Below are 21,424 nucleotides of genomic sequence, written 5' to 3' on the forward strand. Positions count from 1 at the left end.
AACCGTACGTGTGGGGGGCGCGCTTGGGGGGGGGCGCCCTTGGGGTAACGGGGGGGGGTGGGGGGGGGCTTGCCCGCCGCACCCCAGGCCCGCAGGATGAGGGGCCCGGAGGAGCTGGAGATCGTCGCGTTCGAGCGCGGCCACTTCACCTCGTACTCCGCGTGCGGCATTCCGTACTGGGTGGGCGGCGATGTGTCCGGGCCCGGTGAGCTGATCGCCCGTACGCCCGAGGAGCACCGGGCACGCGCCATCGGTCTGCGGATGCGCACGGAGGCCGTGGAGATCGACGTGGCCGGGCAGCGGGTGCGCGTACGGGATCTCTCGGACGGTACGGAGAGCTGGACCGGCTTCGACAAACTGGTCATCGCGACGGGTGCCCGTCCGGTGCGCCCGGCGCTGCCCGGGATGAACGCGCCGGGCGTGCACGGCGTACAGACCCTCGACGACGGCCAGGCGCTGCTGGACACCCTCGGCGGTACGGAGGGCCGGCGCGCGGTCGTCGTCGGCGCGGGCTATATCGGTGTGGAGATGGCGGAGGCGCTGCTGAAGCGCGGCTATCAGGTCACCGTGGTGTACCGCGGCGACCAGCCGATGGCCACGCTCGACCCCGACATGGGCCGGCTGGTCCATGAGGCGATGGAGGGGATGGGCATCACGGCGGTGGGCGGCACGGCGGTCACCGGCATCCGCGCCGGCGCGGACGGCCGGGTACGGGCCGTGGTCACCGACGCCGGCGAGTACCCGGCCGATGTGGTCGTGCTCGGCATCGGCGTGGAGCCGGAGACCACCCTCGCCGGCGCCGCGGGGCTGCCCCTCGGGCCGCACGGCGGGCTGCTCACCGATCTGGCGATGCGGGTGCGCGGCCACGAGAACATCTGGGCGGGCGGGGACTGCGTGGAGGTCCTCGACCTGGTCTCGGGCTCGACCCGGCATATCGCGCTGGGCACCCACGCGAACAAGCACGGCCAGATCATCGGCACGAACGCCGGCGGCGGCTACGCCGTCTTCCCCGGGGTGGTCGGTACGGCCGTCAGCAAGGTCTGCGACCTGGAGATCGCCCGGACCGGGCTGCGGGAGAAGGACGCCCGCCGGGCGGGCCTCCAGTTCGTCACCGCGACCATCGAGTCCACCAACAGCGCCGGTTACTACCCCGGCGCCGCCGTCATGACCGTGAAGATGCTCGCGGAGCGCCGTACGGGCCGGCTGCTGGGCACCCAGATCGTCGGCCGTGAGGGCGCGGCGAAGCGGGTGGACATCGCGGCGGTGGCGCTGACGGCCGGGATGACGGTGGAGGCGATGATCACCCTGGACCTGGGCTACGCCCCGCCGTTCTCCCCGGTCTGGGACCCGGTGCTGGTCGCCGCGCGCAAGGCGACGACGGCGGTACGGAAGGCGGGACTATAGCCCGGGAACACTCAGCGGGCGGTCTGGGTGTGGACGTACTCCACCAGCCGGGTCAGGGAGTCCGGGTCCATCGTCGGCAGCACACCATGGCCCAGATTGAAGATATGGCCCTCCAGACCGGCCGCCGCGTCCAGCACCTCGCGGGTCTTGGTCTCCACCGCCGCCGTCGGGGCGAAGAGCACGGCCGGGTCGAGGTTGCCCTGGAGCGCCTTGCCGGGGCCGACCCGGCGGGCGGCCTCGTCCAGCGGCACCCGCCAGTCGACACCGACGACATCCGCGCCGGCCTCGCCCATCAGGCCGAGCAGCTCGCCCGTACCGACGCCGAAGTGGATGCGCGGGACGCCGTACGCGGCGACGGCGTCGAAGACCTTCGCCGAGGCGGGCAGCACGGAACGGCGGTAGTCGACGGGGGCCAGGGCGCCCACCCATGAGTCGAAGAGCTGCACGGCGCTCGCGCCCGCCTCGATCTGCACCTTGAGGAAGGCGGAGGTGATGTCCGCGAGCCGGTCGAGCAGCTCGGCCCAGAGCTCCGGGTCGCCGTACATCATCGCTTTGGTGTGCTCGTGGTTACGGGACGGGCCGCCCTCCACGAGATAGCTGGCGAGCGTGAACGGCGCGCCGGCGAAGCCGATGAGCGGGGTGTCGCCCAGCTCGCCCGTGAGCATGCCGACCGCTTCGGTGACATACGAGACATCGTCCGGGGTCAGCTCGCGCAGCCGGGCGAGATCGGCGCGGGTCCGGATGGGCTCGGCGACGACGGGGCCGATCCCGGGCTTGATGTCGAGGTCGAGGCCGATGGCCTTGAGGGGGACGACGATGTCGCTGAAGTAGATCGCGGCGTCGACCTTGTGGCGCCGTACCGGCTGGAGGGTGATCTCGGTGACCAGCTCGGGCCGCATACAGGACTCCAGCATCGGAATCCCCTCGCGCACCTTCAGATACTCCGGCAGCGAGCGCCCCGCCTGCCGCATGAACCACACCGGTGTGTGGGGCACCGGTTCGCGCCTGCAGGCCTTCATAAAGGGCGATTCGTACGTCTTCGTCTGCTGGCCCGAGGGGCGGTCAATGGCGCTCACGACCAGAATCTTCGCATGTACGGGGAAGCCGCTGCCCCGGCCCGGGTGTCCTTCCCTGCGCGAGACGCGCGTTCCGCCTACTCTTCCCCGCATGGCTGCGGCTCAGGGACAGTTTTCCGATCATTCCAACGGCACCGAGGGAACGGGGGGCGCGGAGGGGAATTCCGGTCCGGCCACGTTCCGTTCGGCGGTCGAAGCACTGCGAACGGCGCGGCTGCGTCCCGAGATCGAAGTCGACCCGACACCGCCGCCCAAGCGGCTGGCACCGTACGCGTACGCCCTGGAGGCGGCGGTCGTCGACGGCGACGACGATCTGGCGGACGGCCGCCTCATCCTGCTCCACGACCCGGCCGGCCATGACGCCTGGCAGGGCGCCTTCCGGCTGGTGACGCTCGTACGGGCGGAGCTGGAGCCGGAGATGGCGGCGGACCCGCTGCTGCCCGAGGTGTGCTGGTCCTGGCTGACCGGCGCGCTGGAGGCGCGCGGACTGTCGTACGGGGAGGCCAGCGGCACCGTCACACGCGCCGGGTCGTACTACTTCGGCGGTCTCGCCGAGCGCCGGCCCGCCACCCAGATCGAGATCCGCGCGTCCTGGACCCCGCGCGAGGGCCGGGGCGGCGTGCCCGACGCGGCGGCGCATCTGGCGGCCTGGTGCGATCTGCTCTGCCAGATCGCGGGACTGCCGCCCGCCACGACGGGACCGGTCGCGGGCGGCGCGGACCCGGGCGCCGGCGCGGGTGTGGTGTCGCTGCCCCAGCGACGCGGGCCGCAGGTGCCCTGACAGCCCTCCCCCTCCGGTCCCGCCGGTCTTTCCCGGTCCCGTTGATCCCCCCCTGGTCTCACTGATCCCGCCGATTCCGACGGCCCCGACGACACTGACGGCCCCTCACCGCGCCGCCGCGGGTGGGGCCCGTCACGGAATGATCGATCACCCGTCCGAATTGCCCGAATTGTTACTCACCAAATCGTGATCATTCTCTAAAGGCGGGCGGGATTGCTGCCGAAGAGGTCAATGACCCTTCAAGCACGGATCGCCCCGGCTTCATCCCCAGAGCCGGCCCCGTCCCGCACCTTCCCAGGAGGCCTGGTGTCCGTTCTCCTCGAGCAGCCCGCAAGCCTGGTCGCCTACCGCCCGAACAAGCCGACGGCCATGGTCGTCGTGGCCGACCCACGCGTCCGCTCCACCGTCACCCGCCACTTGTGGGCCCTTGGAGTACGTGACGTCATCGAGGCGTCGTCCATCGCGGAGGCCCGCCCCCGCGTCGGCAACCCGCGCGACATCTGCGTTGCCGACGTCCATCTGCCCGACGGTTCCGGGCTGACCCTGCTGTCCGAGACCCGAGCCGCGGGCTGGCCCAACGGCCTCGCCCTCTCCGCCGCCGATGACATCGGCGCGGTGCGCAACGCCCTCGCGGGCGGTGTCAAGGGCTATGTCGTCACCGGTACCCGTACCAACATCGGCCACCCGGGCCGTCCCGGCGCCGCCCCCATCGGCGCCGGACAGCGGATGCACCGCCGTCCTCCGGGGGCGCCGAGCCACCCGGGCGGTTACCGGGAGCTCTCCGGCCGCGAGGTCGAGGTGCTCCGGCTGGTCGCCGAGGGCCAGTCCAACAAGGCCATCGGAGTCTCGATGGGCCTGTCCGCACTCACCGTCAAGAGCCATCTCGCCCGGATCGCGCGCAAGCTCGGCACGGGCGACCGGGCGGGGATGGTCGCCGTGGCCCTCCGCACCGGAATCATCCACTGACCACTTCTCGCCCCCACCGCCCGTCGACGGAACGTTCCGTCGACGGGCGCCTTCCGTTCACGGATACCCTTGACAGGTGACCGACGCCCAAGAGACCGCAGCAGAGCCAGCACTGCGAACCACCGGGGGCCAGCGGCGGCAGCCGCTCATGTCGCTGCCCCCGGACGACGTCGAATCGGCGCCGATCCCCTTGTTGGAGCCCCGCGAGGGCATTCCGCCGGTGGTCGCCACCGATGAGGCACTCGCCGAGGTGATCGCGGCCTTCGCCGCGGGCACCGGCCCCGTGGCCGTCGACGCCGAGCGGGCGTCCGGTTACCGGTACGGCCAGCGCGCCTATCTCGTCCAGCTGCGCCGCGAGGGCGCGGGCACGGCGCTGATCGATCCCGTCGGCTGCCCCGATCTCTCCGGTCTCGGCGAGGCTCTCGCCGGCACCGAGTGGATCCTGCACGCGGCGACGCAAGATCTCCCCTGCCTGCGCGAAATAGGCATGATGCCCACCCGGCTGTTCGACACGGAACTGGCAGGCCGGCTGGCGGGCTTTCCCCGGGTCGGCCTCGGCGCGATGGTCGAGAACGTCCTCGGCTACGCCCTGGAGAAGGGCCACTCCGCCGTCGACTGGTCGACCCGTCCGCTTCCCGAGCCGTGGCTGCGGTACGCCGCGCTCGATGTGGAGCTGCTCGTCGATCTGCGGGACGCGCTGGAGAAGGAGCTGGACCGCCAGGGCAAGCTGGACTGGGCGCACCAGGAGTTCGACGCGATCGCCTCGGCCCCGCCGGCGCCCCCGCGCAAGGACCCGTGGCGCCGTACGTCGGGGATGCACAAGGTGCGCCGCCGCCGTCAGATGGCGGTCGTACGAGAGCTGTGGACCAGCCGCGACCGGGTCGCGCAGCGGCGTGACGTCTCCCCCGGCAAGGTGCTGAGCGACGCCGCGATCATCGAGGCGGCGCTGGCGCTGCCGGTGAACGTGCACGCGCTGACCGCGCTGCCCGGCTTCGGCCACCGGATGGGACGCCGACAGCTGGAGCAGTGGCAGGCGGCGGTCGACCGGGCCAGGGCGCTGTCCGACGCGGAGCTGCCCCAGCCGGGGCAGCAGATGGCGGGACCACCGCCGCCGCGCTCCTGGGCGGACAAGGACCCGGAGGCGGCGGCCCGGCTGTCGGCCGCCCGCGCGGCGGTCTCGGAGCTGGCCGAGCGGCTGAACATGCCGCAGGAGAACCTGATCACGCCGGACACGGTGCGCCGGGTCTGCTGGGAGCCGCCGCGGGAGCCGACGGTGGAGAAGGTCGCGGAGGCGCTGGGCGCGTACGGGGCGCGGGCGTGGCAGGTGGAACAGGTGGCGCCGCTGCTGACGCGAGCGCTGTCGGTGTCGTCCTGACGGCGCGCTTCGCCGTCCGGCGGGGGCGCGGCCGGCCTGCCGGTGGCCGGCCGCGGGCCCGTCTCGGTGGATAGCCGCGCCTGGACGCCCGGGGTGCCGTCTTTCGGGAGGCGAACCGAGCCCAAAAAAGACCGGCCCGGGCTGGGCAGCATGGTTACCCACAAGTAGCATAGAGACGGTAGCGCGCCTCAAGCGCGCCCCGCAGTGCCACCCCGCACCCTGGAGGAGAGCCATCGTGCCTCGTACCGTCAGGGATGTCGTCTTCGTCGACGGCGTCCGCACCCCGTTCGGCAAGGCGGGCCCGAAGGGCATGTACCACGAGACCCGTGCCGACGATCTCGTCGTGAAGGCGATCCGGGAGCTGCTGCGCCGCAACCCGGACCTCGACCCGGCCCGGATCGACGAGGTCGCCATCGCCGCCACCACCCAGATCGGTGACCAGGGCCTCACGCTCGGCCGTACCGCGGGGATCCTCGCCGGGCTGCCGCAGTCCGTGCCGGGCTACTCGATCGACCGTATGTGCGCGGGCGCGCTCACCGCGGTGACCAGCACCGCGGGCTCCATCGCGTTCGGCGCGTACGACATCGTCGTGGCCGGCGGTGTCGAGCACATGGGCCGCCACCCGATGGGCGAGGGCGTCGACCCGAACCCGCGCTTCGTCTCCGAGAAGCTCGTGGACGACTCCGCGCTCTTCATGGGGATGACGGCCGAGAATCTGCACGACCGCTTCCCGCGGCTGACCAAGGCGCGCGCCGACGAGTACGCGGTGCGCTCGCAGGAGAAGGCCGCCAAGGCGTACGCCAACGGCACGATCCAGCAGGATCTGGTGCCGATCTCCATCCGCCGTACCTCCCCCGAGGCGGGAGAGACCGGCTGGGGGCTCGCCACCGCCGACGAGCCGATGCGGCCGGGGACGACGCTGGAGATGCTGGCCGGGCTGAAGACCCCGTTCCGGCCGCACGGCCGGGTCACCGCGGGCAACGCGGCGGGGCTCAACGACGGCGCCACCGCCTCGCTCATCGCCGCCGAGGACTTCGCGCGCGAGCAGGGCCTGCCGGTCAGGATGCGGCTGGTCTCGTACGCGTTCGCGGGCGTCGAGCCCGAGGTCATGGGGTACGGTCCGATCCCGTCGACGGAGAAGGCGCTCGCCAAGGCGGGGCTGTCGATCTCCGACATCGGGCTGTTCGAGATCAACGAGGCCTTCGCCGTACAGGTGCTGGCCTTCCTGGAGCACTACGGCATCGCGGACGACGACGAGCGCGTCAACCAGTACGGCGGCGCCATCGCGTTCGGCCACCCGCTGGCGTCCTCCGGCGTCCGGCTGATGACGCAGCTGGCGCGGCAGTTCGAGTCGCACCCGCACGTCCGCTACGGCCTCACCACCATGTGTGTCGGCTTCGGCATGGGCGCGTCGGTCATCTGGGAGAACCCGCACTTCGACGGAGGCACCAAGTGAGCACCAGCACCGCCGAACTCCTGAAGGGCGCGGCCGAACTGTTCCCCGGCGAGGTCGTCACACAGGCGCACGTACGCCATCTCGACCTCCCCGCGGGCGCCGGGCGCTTCGCCCTCATCACGCTCGACAACGGCCTGGACCACACCAAGCCGACCACCTTCGGACCGCAGTCGCTGGCGAACCTCAGCGCCGCGATCGACCAGGTCGAGAAGGAGGCGTCCGACGGCACGGTCGTGGGCGTCGGGATCACCGGCAAGCCGTTCATCTTCGCGGTCGGCGCCGACCTCAAGGGCGTGGAGCTCCTCAAGCGCCACGAGGACGCGCTCGCGATCGGCAAGGGCGGCCACGAGGTCTTCAAGCGGCTCGCCGCGCTGGCCGTGCCGACCTTCGCGTACTACAACGGCGCGGCGATGGGCGGCGGTGTCGAGATCGGGCTGCACTGTCAGTACCGCACCGTCTCGGCCGCGCTGCCCGCGTTCTCGCTGCCCGAGGTCTTCCTCGGTCTCGTCCCCGGCTGGGGCGGCTGCACGCTGCTGCCGAACCTGATCGGCGCGGACCGCGCGGTCTCGGTCGTCATCGAGAACTCGCTCAACCAGAACAAGCAGCTCAAGGGCGCCCAGGTACATGAACTGGGCATCGCCGACGCGATCTTCGAGGGCGCCGACTTCCTGGAGCGGTCGCTGGTCTGGACCGCGTCCGTGCTGAAGGGCGAACTGTCGGTCGTACGGGCCGAGGTGGACCGCGGTGAGGCGTGGGACCGGGCGGTGGAGCGCGGCCGGCAGATCGCCGACTCCAAGGTGCACGGCGCGGCTCCGGCCGCCTACCGCGCGCTGGACATCATCGCCGCCGCCAAGGACGGCGATCTCCAGGCGGGCTTCGACGCCGAGGACCGGGCCCTCGCGGACCTGATCATGGGCGGCGAACTGCGCTCCGGCATCTACGCGTTCAATCTGGTGCAGCGGCGCGCCAAGCGGCCCGCCGGGGCCCCGGACAAGGCGCTGGCGCGCCCGGTCACCAAGGTCGGCGTCGTCGGCGCGGGACTGATGGCCTCTCAGCTGGCGCTGCTCTTCCTGCGCCGCCTCGAAGTGCCGGTCGTCCTCACGGACATCGACCAGGAGCGGGTCGACAAGGGTGTCGGTTATGTCCACGGCGAGATCGACAAGCTGCTGCTGAAGTCCCGTATCAGCCAGGACAAGGCCAACCGGCTCAAGGGCCTGGTCTCGGGTGTGCTGGACAAGGCCGAGGGCTTCTCGGACGCGGACTTCGTCATCGAGGCCGTCTTCGAGGAGATGGGCGTCAAGCAGAAGGTGTTCGCGGAGGTCGAGGCGGTCGCCCCGGCGCACGCGATCCTCGCCACCAACACCTCGTCGCTGTCGGTCTCCGAGATGGCGTCGAAGCTGAAGAACCCCGAGCGGGTCGTCGGCTTCCACTTCTTCAACCCGGTCGCGATCCTGCCGCTGCTGGAGATCGTGCGCGGTGAGCGGACCGACGACGCGTCGCTGGCCACGGCGTTCGGGGTGGCGAAGAAGCTGAAGAAGAGCGCGGTGCTGGTGAAGGACGCCCCGGCGTTCGTCGTCAACCGTATCCTCACCCGCTTCATGGGCGAGATCCAGAACGTCATCGACGAGGGCACGCCGGTCGAGGTGGCGGAGCGCGCGGTCGAACCGCTGGGGCTGCCGATGTCCCCGCTGGTGCTGCTCGAACTCGTCGGACCCGCCATCGGTCTGCATGTCTCGGAGACCCTGCACGGCGCGTTCCCGGACCGCTTCACGGTCTCCCGGAACCTCGCGGCGGTGGTCGAGGCGGGCAAGCGCGGCTTCTACGTGTACGAATCGGGCAGGCCGGAGCTGGACCCGGAGGTGGCCGCGCTCCTCACGCAGGGGGATGTCGTCCTCACCGAGGAGCAGACGCGCGACCGGGTGCTGGACGCGGTGGCCCAGGAGATCGGTCTGATGCTGGACGAGGGCGTCGTGGCCGAGGCGCAGGACATCGACCTCTGTCTGCTCACCGGCGCGGGCTGGCCCTTCCATCTGGGCGGCATCACCCCGTACCTGGACAGGGAAGGCGTCTCGGAGCGGGTGAACGGCAAGCGGTTCCTGGCACCGGGCGTCGCGAGCGTCCCCGCGTAGCGTTCACGGGCGTATGGCGAACGGGCCGGTACGGAAGGGGACTTCCGTACCGGCCCGGTCCGTCACGGCATCCGTGCGTGCCGATGGGACGTGGTGCGGGTACGCCGCTCAGATCCGGGTCCACGCCTCCAGCGCCAGGCCCGGTTCCGCCTTCTGACGGGCCGTCCGCAGAGCGCCGTCCTCGCCGATCACCGCCAGGACCACCCGCCCCCGGCCGTCCAGCGCCAGCGCGGGCGCGCCGGAGCAGCGCTCCCCGGTCGGGGTCCAGTGGAGGCCCGCCGCCTCGTCCTCCGTGGGGTACGCGGCGATGTGCGGGCGGCCGTCGGGGCCGCGCTGGGCCAGGATCACGCAGTCGTGGCCGTCCACGGGCGTACGCAGCAGGGCGAGCGGGCCGGTGCCGGGACCGCCCAGCCGGGCGGGTTCCGTCCCGGGGCGCCAGGCGCGTACGGTGCCGTCGCCGGCGTCGCGCCAGAAGTGGGTGAGCCGGCCGCCGCCGGTGTTCCAGGCGGTGATCGTGCCGGGCTCGACCCTGGCCTCCGGTTCGTCCTCGGCGCGCTCCAGCTTCGCGTCGGGTTCGGGGCGCAGCCAGCGGACGACGGTGCCGGCGGCCGGGACGAGGACATCGATCAGTCCGTGGTCGGTGACGGCGGCGGCCGTCTCGCCGGTCAGCGCCGTGTCCTCGGCGTTGGCGCCGCCCCAGGGCTGCCAGCGGCCGGTGGGCGACTGGTGTTTGGCGGACAGTCCGCCGTTCGCGTTGCGGAGGAACAGATGCACCGAGCCGGTGGCGTCCAGGACCGCGGACGGCAGACCGATGTCCACGCCCTTCGCGCGGTCCTTGCCGTGCGGGTTCCCCAGCGACTGCCAGTCGCGCAGCGGACGGCCCGTCTGGAACTGGACGGCGTGGACGAGATCGGTGTCGGCGGGCCCGTCGGCGCGCGGACGTTTCCGTACCCCCACGAGATGGACGAAGCCCTCGGCGCTCCGCGCGACCGACAGATACGGCAGCAGGCCGGGGGCGGCCAGCGGCTCGGGCCCCGACCAGCCGGGGCCGCCGGGGCGGGTCTCCGTCCAGCGGAGCACACCGTCGGCGGTCGGCGCGTACGCCGTGAGCCTGCCGTCCTTGCCGCGCAGCAGCCAGCCGGTGGTCGCCGGGAGGGCGTCGTCCATGAGCGGCGCGGGGGGCGTACGGCGTGGCTTCGCACCCCGGTCAGGGGCCTGGCGCGCGCTGTCCCCCGACCGCTTCGACGTCCGTCCGGACCGCGGTGTCATGGCCCACTGCCACCTTCCCGAGCGCGGAAAACCCAGAGTTCGATAGTACTCAGGGGCAGCGGCGGGGGCTCCGGGAGCCGTGCGGACCGGCGCTGTGCGAGGCTGCGGCTGTGCTGATGCGGTTGATCGTCGACGCGGCGAATGTGGTCGGTTCCGTTCCCGACGGGTGGTGGCGCGACCGGCGGGGCGCCACCGAGCGGCTGCGCGACTCGCTGGTGCCGTACGCGGCGCGGGGCGCGGCCGGGCATCCGGGGCCCGTCGAGGTCGTGCTCGTCGTGGAGGGCGCGGCGCGGGGCGTGGTGTCCGTACCGGGGGTACGGGTGGAGGCGGCGGCCGGCGGCGGGGACGACCTGATCGTGGCGCTGGCCGCGCGGGCGGCGGCCGACGGCGTGGGCTGTGTCGTCGTCACGGCCGACCGTGAGCTGCGCCGGCGGGTGGCGGCGCACGGGGCGGAGTGCGCCGGGCCCAGAACCGTACGCCCGTCCGCGGAGCGCGGACCGTCGGAGCCCCGGCCGCCGGAGGATCAGCGGCAGGAGGGTCAGCCACCGGTCGCGGCCCAGGACCAGGCCGGGGGCCGGACCACGGACCTGAGCACGGGCGGGCCGCCGGCCGCGCCGCCCGAGGGTCCCACGGACGGACCGTCGGGCGGCTCGCCCGGCGAGGGTACGTAGAGCACCGCTCCGTCGACCGTCCCCGGCAGCGGTTCGTAGTGCCGGGCGAGCAGCCCGCGCAGCGTGGGCAGCCGGTCGGGGGCGAAGGGCTTGCCGCGTGAGTCGTCGACGACGAGGGCGGGCGGGCGCGCGCCGAGCTCGTCGACGAGGACCGGCCAGGTGCCCGCCATCGCGTACTTCTCGCCGACGCGGGGCCCGTCCCGGCCGCCGCTGTAGTTGGTCAGCAGACCGGCCGTCAGATAGCGGCTGGCCGGGACGCGGTCGGCGAGCCAGTAGACCTCCGGGTGTATCCCCCAGACCAGGACCCGGTCCGTGGGCTCCGTACGGGCCCGTACGGCGTCCGCGAGGCGCTGGGCGTGGGCGAGTTCCGGCCGGGGCGTGAGGAGGCCCCAGGTGAGGAACAGCGCGCACGCGCAGGCCGAGGTGAGCAGCGCGGAGGCGAGCCGGTCGCGGGGCAGCGGGCGCAGCGCGGCGGTCGCCAGGAGCACCAGCGGCGGCAGGAGTTGCAGGAAGTAGTGGCCGAAGAAGTGGAAGCCGAGCAGGACGGCGCCGGACGAGGACGCGAGCCATACCCAGAGGTCGGCGCCCGGTCCGCCGGTGCCGCCGCGGGTGCGCAGGGCGCGCAGGACGGGCGGCAGCAGTCCCGCGCAGGCCAGGCAGAGCAGGGCGGTGTTCGCCAAGGCCCGTAGGAGCACATGGAGTTCGGAGCCGGTGAGGGTGGCGTACGCACCCGATCCGGTCACCGCCCAGAAGAGGAAGCCGGACGGTGAGGTGAGCAGGGCCACGGCGAGTACGGGCAGCACGAGCCCGGCGGAGAGCCGCCCGAGCGCGGCGCGGATGAGCGGGGCCGGCGCGGTGCGCGCGGTGGTCCAGAGCAGCCACAGGACCGGGGCGAGGACGGCGCCGCCGGTCTGTTTGGTCAGCAGCGCCCCGGCGACGGCGAGCCCGGCGGCGCCCCAGCGGCCCCGGCCCGCGCACCACACCGCCGCGACGGTGAACGGCAGTATGAAGACCTCGAAGGTGGCCGACTGGGTGTCCTCGGGGTTGAGTCCGATGGAGACCAGCGGGTAGAGGACCCCGGCGGTACGGCCCGCCCGGTCGCCCCAGCGCTCCCGGGCGACGGCGGCGAGCAGCGCGGCGGTGGTCAGTTGGGCGAGGACGGCGAGCGCCTTCACGGCGTACAGGGAATCGTCGCCGGAGAGCGCGAAGACCGTTTCGTAGAGCCAGGGCAGCAGCGGCGGTTTCCGGTCGACGACGGTGTCGTACAGCGCTCCCCCGGCGGCCAGTATCCGTGCCTGTACGGCGAGATAGCCCTCGTCGGGGCTCCACAGCGGCGGGCGGAAGGAGGGCAGCCGGGTGACGAGCGTCAGCAGCGCGAGCACCGGGAGCAGCCGCCGCCAGTAGCCGGCGGTGGGGCGGGCCGGCCGGACGGGGACCGGTGCGGGGTACGGGGCGGTACGTCGCGGGGGCGTGACGTACCGGAGGGCGGGCGGCTCGACGACCATGCGCGGCACAGTAACCGGCCCCGCGGTCCGTGCCGGAGCAGGACATACGGGGCCGGGCCCGCGTGGCGGACTTCCGTACGGGATGACGGGCCGTCAGCGGTCCCCGCCGAGCAGGCCGAGACGGCTGTGCGCGCGTCCGTACACGTGGTACACGACGAAGCCGATGGCCATCCAGACGCCGAAGCGCAGCCAGGTCTCGGCGGGCAGGTTGATCATCAGCCAGAGGGACGCGAGCACGGACGCGATCGGCAGATACGGCACCAGCGGGGTGCGGAACGAGCGCGGCAGGTCGGGGCGGCGCCTGCGCAGGATGATGACGCCGAGCGCGACCACGACGAAGGCGAACAGCGTGCCGATGTTGACGAGTTCGGCCAGTTCCTCGATGGAGGTGAAGCCGGCGACGATCGCGACGATCACCCCGAGCAGGACGGTGGAGTGGTACGGAGTGCGGAACCGGTGGTGGACCCGGGAGAAGGTGCGCGGCAGCAGTCCGTCGCGGCTCATCGCGAAGAACACCCGGGTCTGGCCGAGCAGCAGGATCATGCACACCGAGGTGAGGCCGACGGCCGCGCCGAAGCTGATCAGCCCGGCCCAGAAGGGATGGCCCACCGATTTGAAGGCGTCGGCGAGCGGGGCGTCCACCGTCAGCCGGCTGTAATGCTGCATTCCGGTGACGACGAGTGAGACGGCGACATAGAGCACGGTGCAGATGAAGAGGGAGCCGAGGATGCCGCGGGGTACGTCGCGCTGCGGGTGGACGGTCTCCTCGGCGGCGGTCGCGACGATGTCGAAGCCGATGTAGGCGAAGAAGACGACGGCCGCGGCGGTGAAGATGCCCATGACGCCGAAGTTGGTGGGGGTGTAGCCGGCCATCAGCTGGATGAGCGGGGCTCTGAGCCCGCCGCCGGCGCCGGCCGTCTGCGACGGCGGGATGAACGGATGGTAGTTGGCGCCGTTGATGAACAACGCCCCGACGATGATCACCAGCAGGACGACGGTGACCTTGACGCCGACGATGACACTGGTGACGCGCGAGGAGAGCTTGACGCCCAGGACCAGGACGCAGGTCAGGACGAGGACGAGCAGGAACGCGAGCAGATCGAAGCCGAACCTCCCGTTCTGCGTGCCGGAGAGGAAGTCCGGCAGACTCGCCCCGGCGTTGCCGAGCAGCGAGCGCACATAGCCGGACCAGCCGACCGCGACGACCGCGCAGCCCAGCGCCAGTTCGAGCACGAGGTCCCAGCCGATGATCCAGGCGGGCAGCTCACCGAGCGAGGCGTACGCGAAGGTGTACGCGGATCCGGCGACCGGCACCGTCGAGGCGAACTCGGCATAGCAGAGGGCGGCCAGCGCGCAGACGATCCCGGAGACGACGAACGCGATGGCGGTGGCGGGCCCGGCGGTCTGCCTGGCCACCACACCGGTCAGGACGAAGATGCCGGTGCCGATGATCACACCGACGCCGAAGACGGTCAGATCGAGCGCGGAGAGGGACTTTCTGAGCGCGAACTCGGGTTCCTCGGTGTCGCGGATCGACTGCTCGACGGTCTTGGTGCGGAACACGCCGTCTCCGGCTGGTCCCGAGTCCTGCTGCGTACTCACCGGCGTACCTCCGTGTGCGCGTTCATCCGGCCATGATCGAGAGCGCATTTGCCCCGGTCACCCGATATGAGCTGATTTCACACGGATGGGCCGATTGGACCACCCTTACAGGGCGGCCCCACCGGCCCATCGGTACGGCGAAACAAACGTCGGCACGTCGGTACGACGCGGTGACGGCGGATCAGTCGCGGGCGGCCTCGGTGGGCGAGTCCACCAGCCGGCCGTCCAGCTTCGCGACCAGGCCGGTGACCTGGCGCGCGATGTCCGGCGCGGTCAGTCCGATCTCGGCCATGACCTCCTTGCGGGAGGCGTGGTCGAGGAAGCGCGGCGGAATACCGAAGTCCCGCAGCGGTACGTCGACTCCGGCGTCGCGCAGCGCCTGGGCGACCGCCGAACCGACGCCGCCGACCCGGCTGTTGTCCTCGACGGTGACGACCACGCGGTGCTGCTCGGCGAGCGGGGCGAGCGCCTCGTCGACGGGCTTGACCCAGCGCGGGTCGACGACCGTGGTCGTGATGCCCTGTTTGTCGAGAAGGTCGGCGATGTCCAGACACATCGGGGCGAGCGCGCCGACGGAGACCAGCAGCACGTCCGCCGTACCCTCCTCGGTCCTGCGCAGGACGTCCATGCCACCGACCCGGCCGACGGCGGCGACCGCCGGGCCGACCGCGCCCTTGGAGAAGCGCACGACGGTCGGGGCGTCCTCGACCTTCACCGCTTCGCGGAGCTGGGCGCGCACCTGGTCGGCGTCGCGCGGGGCGGCGATCCGCAGCCCCGGCACGCACTGGAGGATGGACATGTCCCACATACCGTTGTGCGAGGCGCCGTCGGTGCCGGTGATACCGGCCCGGTCGAGAACAAACGTCACTCCACAGCGGTGCAGGGCCACATCCATCAGGACCTGGTCGAACGCGCGGTTCAGGAACGTCGCGTAGACGGCGAACACCGGGTGCACCCCGCCGGTGGCGAGGCCCGCCGCGGAGACCGCGCCGTGCTGCTCCGCGATCCCGACGTCGTACACCCGGTCGGGGAACGCCTTCGCGAACTTCTCCAGACCGACCGGCTGGAGCATGGCCGCCGTGATCGCGACGATGTCCTCGCGCTCATGGCCGAGCTTGACCATCTCCTCGCCGAACACCGAGGTCCAGTCCATGCCGGCGGCGGCGATGGGCAGTCCGGTGTCGGGGTGGATGGGACCGATGCCGTGGAAGTGGTCGGCCTCGTCCTGCTCGGCGGGCTTGTAGCCGCGGCCCTTCTCGGTGATGCAGTGCACGATGACCGGGCCGCCGAAGCGCTTGGCACGCTGTAGGGCGGACTCCAGGGCCCCGATGTCATGGCCGTCGATCGGACCCACGTACTTCAGTCCGAGGTCCTCGAACATGCCCTGCGGGGCGATGAAGTCCTTCAGGCCCTTCTTGGCGCCGTGCAGGGTGTCGTAGAGGGGCCTGCCGACGACCGGGGTGCGGTCCAGGATCTCCTTGCCGCGCGCCAGGAAGCGTTCGTAGCCGTCGGTGGTCCGCAGGGTCGCGAGATGGTTGGCGAGGCCGCCGATCGTCGGTGCGTACGAACGCTCGTTGTCGTTGACGACGATGACGAGCGGACGGTCCTTGGCGGCGGCGATGTTGTTCAGCGCCTCCCAGGCCATACCACCCGTCAGCGCGCCGTCACCGATCACCGCGACCACGTGGTCGTCCTTGTCGAGGACCTCGTTGGCCTTGGCGAGACCGTCGGCCCAGCCGAGCACGGTGGAGGCGTGCGAGTTCTCGATGATGTCGTGGTCGGACTCGGCACGGGACGGATAGCCGGAGAGACCGCCCTTGCCCTTGAGCCGTGAGAAGTCCTGACGGCCGGTGAGCAGCTTGTGGACGTAGGACTGGTGCCCCGTGTCGAAGAGGACCTTGTCCTTGGGGGAGTCGTACACCCGGTGCAGGGCGATGGTCAGCTCGACGACACCGAGGTTGGGCCCGAGGTGGCCACCGGTCTTGGAGACTTCCTCCACGAGAAAGGACCGGATCTCTCCGGCCAGCTGCTCCAGCTGCTCCGGGCCGAGCCGGTCCAGATCGCGCGGTCCCCTGATGCGGGTCAGCAACGCCACCCGTGCCTCCTTGCGTATGAGCTGTCGAGCATGCCGATCTGGCGAGTCTAATGTTCCACTCGCGCGAGTGGTCGGCGGGCGGTGCGTCCTACGTCACCCGATCGACGGTATGTACGTCATATCGGCTGCTTCCGGAGCACAGCCGTGCCCGGCACCCCGTGAGGTGCCGGGCACAGCGCGCGGGACCGCGGTCAGGCGCGACCCGCGGTCTTCTGGGTCTTGCGGGTGACGGAGTCGATGACGACGGTGGCCAGCAGCACACCACCGGTGATCATGTACTGGATCGGGGTGGCGATGCCCTCCAGCGCCAGTCCGTACTGGATCGAGGTGATGACCATGACACCGAGCAGCGCGTTCCAGGTGCGGCCCCGGCCGCCGAAGAGGCTGGTGCCGCCGATGACGGCCGCCGCGATCGCGTTCATCAGCAGGTCGCCGGTGCCGGCGCCCTGGTTGGCCGCGGCGATCTTGGAGGCCATGAAGAGACCGCCGATGGCCGCGAACGTACCGGCGACCGAGTAGACCGAGACGCGGATCAGCGTGACGTTGATACCCGCGCGACGCGACGCCTCGACGCTGCCGCCGAGCGCGAACACCTTGCGGCCGTAGGTCGTGCGGCGCAGCACGAAGTCCGTCGCCACGAGGACCAGCAGGAAGACGACCAGCGCGAGGGGCAGGCCCTTGTACTGGTTGAACATGATCGCCGCGGCGAAGGCGACGACGCCGAGGACGGCCGTGCGCAGCACGATCTCGTTGACCGGCCGGGACGGGACGCCGGCCGCCTCACGGCGGCGGTTCTCCAGGAAGGAGGTCAGGAAGAACACCACGACCGCGACGAGGGCGAGGCCGTAGGCGGCCGCGACATCGGTGAAGTAGTAGGTGGTGAGCTTGCCCACGACACCGTCGGGGTCCAGGTTGATGGTGCCGTTGTCGCCCAGGATCTGGAGCATGAAGCCGAGCCAGAAGAGCAGACCGGCCAGGGTGACGGCGAACGCGGGCGCGCCGACGCGGGCGAAGAAGAAGCCGTGGATCGCGCCGATGGCGGCGCCGCTGACGATGGCGACCACCAGGGCCAGCCACTCGTTCAACCCGTGGGTGACGCTCAGTACGGCGACGATCGCGCCGGAGACCCCGCTGACGGAGCCGACCGAGAGGTCGATCTCACCGAGCAGCAGGACGAAGACGATACCGACGGCGATCATGCCGGTGCCGACCATGGCCACGGAGATATTGCTGAGGTTCTCCGCGGACAGGAAGTTCGAGTTCAGGCTCTGGAAGACCACGCAGATGATGAGCAGCCCGATGATGACCGGCAGGGAGCCCAGGTCACCGGCGCGTATCTTGCGCTTGAACTCGGAGAGATAGCCCGCGAATCCCTGCTCACGCACCAGCAGCCGGGGGTCCACCGCGGTGACCGCGCCGTCCGCCGCGGCGGGGGCGTCGACCGGGGCCGGGATCTTCTCGTCCGGCGTCTTCTCAAGAGACGTGGAGGTCTTGTCCGTACTCACTTCTGAACCTCCACGGTGCGCGAGGCGCGACGGGTCACGGCGTTGTCCGTGGCGCCGGTGATGGCGGCGATGATCTCTTCCTGGGAGGTGGACGCGACATCGAAGACACCGTTGTTGCTGCCCAGCCTGAGGACCGCCACCTTGTCGGCGACGGCCTTGACATCGGCCATGTTGTGGCTGATGAGAAGTACGGCGAGACCGCGCTCCCGGAGCCGCTCGACGAGGTCGAGCACCTGGGCGGTCTGCTCGACGCCGAGGGCCGCCGTCGGCTCGTCGAGGATGACGAGCTTGGGGTCGCCGAGCATCGACCGGGCGATGGCCACGGTCTGCCGCTGGCCTCCGGAGAGCGAGGCGATCGGGATACGGACGCTGGGAATCCGGATCGACAGCGTGGTGAGCAGTTCGCGCGAGCGGCGCTCCATCTCAACCTCGTTGAGGACGCCCCAGCTGCGGAGCTCCCTGCCGAGGTAGAGATTGCCGACGACGTCGATGTTGTCGCAGAGCGCCAGGTCCTGGTAGACGGTCGCGATGCCCAGGTTCTGGGCGTCGTGCGGCCGGCCGATCGAGACGGGGCTGCCTTCCCACTCGATGACGCCGTCATCGATGGGGTGTACGCCGGCGATGGTCTTCACCAGCGTTGATTTCCCGGCGCCGTTGTCGCCCACGAGGGCGACCACCTCACCGGAGTGGACCTCAAGCTCTACGTCGGTGAGCGCCTGGACGGCACCGAATCGCTTGGAGACCCCTCGCAACGCCAGCACGGGCGTAGCGGTCACGTGAACCATCTCCTTCGCCGCCTGACCGGCGGGGATGCCGCGCCGGGGGAAGGCGCGGAGGTCGAGCATAAGAGACAAGCAAGGGGCCGGCCGCGCGGGACCCGGTCATGGTCGTCGCACGGCACGGCACACGGGGCACGCGCCCGGGGGTGTTCCGTCCGGCACCCCGCCCCGGCCGCGGGGCGTTGACGGGCGGGGTGCCGGACAGGCTTTCACCGGGGGAGATCACCGGGCGGTCCCGGAAGGGACTACTTCAGGCCGATCGCGTCGCAGCCGGCCTTGTACTTGGCCGTGCAGATCTCACCGGCGGTGTAGATGCCTTCCTTGATGACCGTGTCGTTGATGTTGTCCTTCGTCAGCGAGACAACGGGGACGAGCACGCTCGGGACGCCCTTGGTGGTCGGGCTGTCCACGGTGTCCTTCGCGATGGAGTCGAGCTTCTCGCCCTTGGCGAGCGCGACGGCCATCTCGGCGGCCACGGCCGCCTCCTGCGGGTAGGACTTGTAGACGCTCATGAACTGCTCGCCCGTGACGATGCGCTGCACACCGGCGAGTTCGGCGTCCTGGCCGGTGACCGGCGGGAGCTTGCTGAAGCCGGCGCCCTTGAGCGCGGTGATGATGCCGCCCGCCATGCTGTCATTGGCGGAGTAGACGCCGATGATCTTGTCCTTGCCGAGGGCGGAGATGGCGCCCTCCATGTTGGCGTTGGCGTTCTCCGGCTTCCACTCCTTGGTGTCGTACTCCTTGCCGATGTTCACCTTGCCGTCGAGCTCGGAGTGCGCGCCCTTCTTGAACAGGGCGGCGTTCGGGTCGGTGACGGCGCCGTTCATCATCACGATCTGGCCCGACTTGGCCTGGGAGCCCAGCGCTTCGACGAGCGCCTTGCCCTGGACCCGGCCGACCTCTTCGTTGTCGAAGGAGGTGTACGCGTCGATCGGCCCCTCGGCGAGACGGTCGTACGCCACGACCGGTATGCCCGCGTCCTTGGCCTTCTTCACCGAGCTGGCGATGGCCTTGGAGTCGACCGCGTCCACGACCAGCACATCGACCTTGTTGGTGATCATCGTGTCGGCCTGCTGGTTCTGCAGCGTCGCGTCCTGCTTGGCGTTGGCGTAGACGACCTTGCCCGTGCCGTCGGTCAGCTCGCTGACCTTCTTCTCGATGAGCGGCTTGTCGAACTTCTCGTACCGCGCGGTCTGGTTCTCCGGCAGCAGCAGGCCGACCGTGATCGGGCCCTTCTTGTCCGACGTGGACGCTTCGGCCTTGTCGCCGGACTCCTTCGCGCTGCCACAGGCGGCGAGGGAGACGGCCAGAGCGGTAGCGGCGGTGGCCACGGCAGCACGACGCATCTTCGCGTTCACTTCAAAAACCTCCCTGACGAGGCCGCGTCGTTGCGGCCGAGGTGGCAGGAAGTCAACTCCGGCACGAGGTCAGCGTCAAGGAGTAAATCCTTAACGAGATGACAACGGTGCCATTCGTTATCTAAGTGAAGGCAGGGGTCGCTGCCGGGAGGGCGCTCTCCAGAAGCGTCGAATCGCCCATCTCGCTCAGCACGAGGGCGAGCGCGCCGAGCACCTCGGCCCGCGCGCCGAGCGCCCCGGGAAGCACCGACAACTGCCGCGCCGCGCTGGGGATCGCGTACCGGGAGACGGACTCGCGGATGGGCCCGAGCACCAGTTCCCCAGCCTCCGCCAGATCCCCGCCGAGCACCACCCGGCTGGGGTTCAGGAGGTTGCAGAGATTCGCCACACCACTGCCGATGTGACGTCCGACATCGGCGACCACCCGGCGGCAGCCCGGGTCGCCCTCCCTGGCGAGCTGGACGACACGCTCCAGGGTGAGGTCCGCGCCGTGGCTGGGCTGGAGCAGCGGCAGTACGTAGCGGGCCGCCGTGAAGGTCTCCAGGCAACCGCGGTTGCCGCAGCGGCAGACGGGGCCCGACTCGTCGAGCGTGATGTGCCCGATCTCACCGGCCGTACCCCCGGGGCCGCGGTAGATCTGGCCGGCTATCACCAGCCCGGCGCCGACCCCGCTGGCAACCTTGATGTACGCGAGGTCCTTGACCCCGCGACCGCTCCCCCAGACCAGCTCGCCGAGGGCGCCGAGATTGGCGTCGTTGTCGACGTACACCGGTACGCCGAGCCGCCCGGCCAGCTCGTCGCTGGGGTTGATGCCGGTCCAGCCGGGGAGGATCGAGGTGGAGCCGAGCGTGCCCGACTCGACGTCTATCGGCCCGGGGACGCCGAGGCCGACTCCGATCACCTTCTGACGGCTGACGCCGGTGGTGACGATCAGCCGCTCGACCAGTTCCTCGGCCCGGCCGAAGCCCTGGGCGGACGAGGCGTCCACGTCGAGGGGCTCCGACTCCTCGGCGAGCACCTGGTGGGCGAGGTTGCCGATCGCCACGCGCAGATGCATATGGCCGAAATCCACCCCGATGACGATGCCCGCGTCCCCGCTGAGCGAGACGCTGCGGGCCCGGCGGCCCCCCGCCGAGGTGGGCGTGACCTGGACGGTCCCGCCGTCCTTCAGTTCACGGACGATATTGGAGACCGTGGCCGCCGACAGTCCCGTGCTTCTGGCGATCTCCGCCTGGGTGAGCGAACCGGCCATGCGCACCGCGCGCACGACCCGTTCGAGGTTGGCCCGGTGCAGAGACGACTGCGACCCCGGAGTCTCCACGACTCATCCACTCCTGCCCTTGGCAGGCGGCACGACCACCGCCCCCGGCCGGGGCCGCGCCAATGAGACCCCGACGTATCTCCAACTTGTGAACCCTAAGCTCAGCCCTCGGGGCGCCTCCCCGTCAAGACC

General features: G+C 71.1%; 15 protein-coding genes and 1 pseudogene. 7 read left to right on the plus strand and 9 right to left on the minus strand.

What is annotated here, in order from left to right; all coding sequences use genetic code 11:
* The first annotated feature begins 57 nt into the window (after positions 1 to 57).
* The gene (locus tag ACFRKB_RS17860; RefSeq protein WP_383106809.1) at positions 58 to 1,404 is read left to right on the plus strand and encodes an FAD-dependent oxidoreductase; all 1,347 of its coding nucleotides are present in this window, start codon (positions 58 to 60) and stop codon (positions 1,402 to 1,404) included.
* Between the two features lie 11 nt (positions 1,405 to 1,415).
* Here ACFRKB_RS17860 and hemE read toward each other — a convergent pair whose 3' ends face one another.
* Positions 1,416 to 2,480, minus strand: a complete 1,065-nt coding sequence (gene hemE, locus ACFRKB_RS17865) for a uroporphyrinogen decarboxylase (protein WP_383106811.1) — start codon at positions 2,478 to 2,480, stop codon at positions 1,416 to 1,418.
* Positions 2,481 to 2,571: 91 nt separating this feature from the next.
* On the opposite strand from hemE, the gene ACFRKB_RS17870 reads away from it, so the two are divergent.
* From ACFRKB_RS17870 to ACFRKB_RS17890, 5 genes are all read left to right on the plus strand, one after another.
* On the plus strand, positions 2,572 to 3,261 hold the full coding sequence (locus ACFRKB_RS17870) for a DUF3000 domain-containing protein (protein WP_365972785.1): 690 nt from the start codon (positions 2,572 to 2,574) through the stop codon (positions 3,259 to 3,261).
* 306 nt (positions 3,262 to 3,567) lie between these two features.
* Positions 3,568 to 4,227: a helix-turn-helix transcriptional regulator gene (locus ACFRKB_RS17875; RefSeq protein ID WP_030350743.1), complete on the plus strand. Its 660-nt coding sequence runs from the start codon at positions 3,568 to 3,570 to the stop codon at positions 4,225 to 4,227.
* A gap of 76 nt (positions 4,228 to 4,303) precedes the next feature.
* Positions 4,304 to 5,602, plus strand: coding sequence for an HRDC domain-containing protein (locus ACFRKB_RS17880; protein ID WP_383106812.1), 1,299 nt, complete (start codon positions 4,304 to 4,306; stop codon positions 5,600 to 5,602).
* 235 nt (positions 5,603 to 5,837) lie between these two features.
* Positions 5,838 to 7,058: a thiolase family protein gene (locus ACFRKB_RS17885; protein WP_129768836.1), complete on the plus strand. Its 1,221-nt coding sequence runs from the start codon at positions 5,838 to 5,840 to the stop codon at positions 7,056 to 7,058.
* A complete protein-coding gene (locus ACFRKB_RS17890; protein WP_383106813.1) occupies positions 7,055 to 9,187 on the plus strand; it encodes a 3-hydroxyacyl-CoA dehydrogenase NAD-binding domain-containing protein in 2,133 nt (710 codons plus the stop codon). The genes ACFRKB_RS17885 and ACFRKB_RS17890 overlap by 4 nt, the downstream gene beginning before the upstream one ends.
* A 108-nt stretch (positions 9,188 to 9,295) precedes the next feature.
* Here the strand turns inward: ACFRKB_RS17890 and ACFRKB_RS17895 are convergent, their stop codons facing one another.
* Positions 9,296 to 10,354, minus strand: a complete 1,059-nt coding sequence (locus tag ACFRKB_RS17895; RefSeq protein WP_383106814.1) for a PLL family lectin — start codon at positions 10,352 to 10,354, stop codon at positions 9,296 to 9,298.
* A gap of 218 nt (positions 10,355 to 10,572) precedes the next feature.
* Between ACFRKB_RS17895 and ACFRKB_RS17900 the strand changes: the two are divergent.
* Positions 10,573 to 10,944: pseudogene (locus tag ACFRKB_RS17900) on the plus strand (PIN domain-containing protein); the annotation flags it as partial.
* Positions 10,945 to 10,994: 50 nt separating this feature from the next.
* Here ACFRKB_RS17900 and ACFRKB_RS17905 read toward each other — a convergent pair.
* From ACFRKB_RS17905 to ACFRKB_RS17935, 7 genes are all read right to left on the minus strand, one after another.
* Positions 10,995 to 12,632 carry a glycosyltransferase family 39 protein gene (locus ACFRKB_RS17905; RefSeq protein WP_383106815.1) on the minus strand — a complete coding sequence of 546 codons (1,638 nt, stop codon included), beginning with the start codon at positions 12,630 to 12,632 and terminating at the stop codon, positions 10,995 to 10,997.
* Positions 12,633 to 12,725: 93 nt separating this feature from the next.
* Positions 12,726 to 14,282, minus strand: a complete 1,557-nt coding sequence (locus ACFRKB_RS17910; protein ID WP_383106816.1) for an amino acid permease — start codon at positions 14,280 to 14,282, stop codon at positions 12,726 to 12,728.
* 133 nt (positions 14,283 to 14,415) lie between these two features.
* Positions 14,416 to 16,329, minus strand: a complete 1,914-nt coding sequence (gene dxs / locus ACFRKB_RS17915; RefSeq protein ID WP_383106817.1) for a 1-deoxy-D-xylulose-5-phosphate synthase — start codon at positions 16,327 to 16,329, stop codon at positions 14,416 to 14,418.
* Positions 16,330 to 16,520: 191 nt separating this feature from the next.
* On the minus strand, positions 16,521 to 17,834 hold the full coding sequence (locus ACFRKB_RS17920) for a sugar ABC transporter permease (protein ID WP_383106818.1): 1,314 nt from the start codon (positions 17,832 to 17,834) through the stop codon (positions 16,521 to 16,523).
* Complete coding sequence (locus ACFRKB_RS17925; RefSeq protein ID WP_030350753.1) at positions 17,831 to 18,619, minus strand: ATP-binding cassette domain-containing protein; 789 nt, start codon at positions 18,617 to 18,619, stop codon at positions 17,831 to 17,833. Before ACFRKB_RS17925 ends, ACFRKB_RS17920 begins: the two co-directional genes overlap by 4 nt.
* A gap of 239 nt (positions 18,620 to 18,858) precedes the next feature.
* A complete protein-coding gene (locus ACFRKB_RS17930) occupies positions 18,859 to 19,959 on the minus strand; it encodes a substrate-binding domain-containing protein (RefSeq protein WP_383106961.1) in 1,101 nt (366 codons plus the stop codon).
* 133 nt (positions 19,960 to 20,092) lie between these two features.
* Entirely contained in the window at positions 20,093 to 21,292 is a 1,200-nt protein-coding gene (locus ACFRKB_RS17935; RefSeq protein WP_383106819.1) for an ROK family transcriptional regulator, read from the minus strand.
* Positions 21,293 to 21,424 lie beyond the last annotated feature (132 nt).

Source organism: Streptomyces scopuliridis, assembly GCF_042790125.1.
Classification (GTDB): domain Bacteria; phylum Actinomycetota; class Actinomycetes; order Streptomycetales; family Streptomycetaceae; genus Streptomyces; species Streptomyces scopuliridis_A.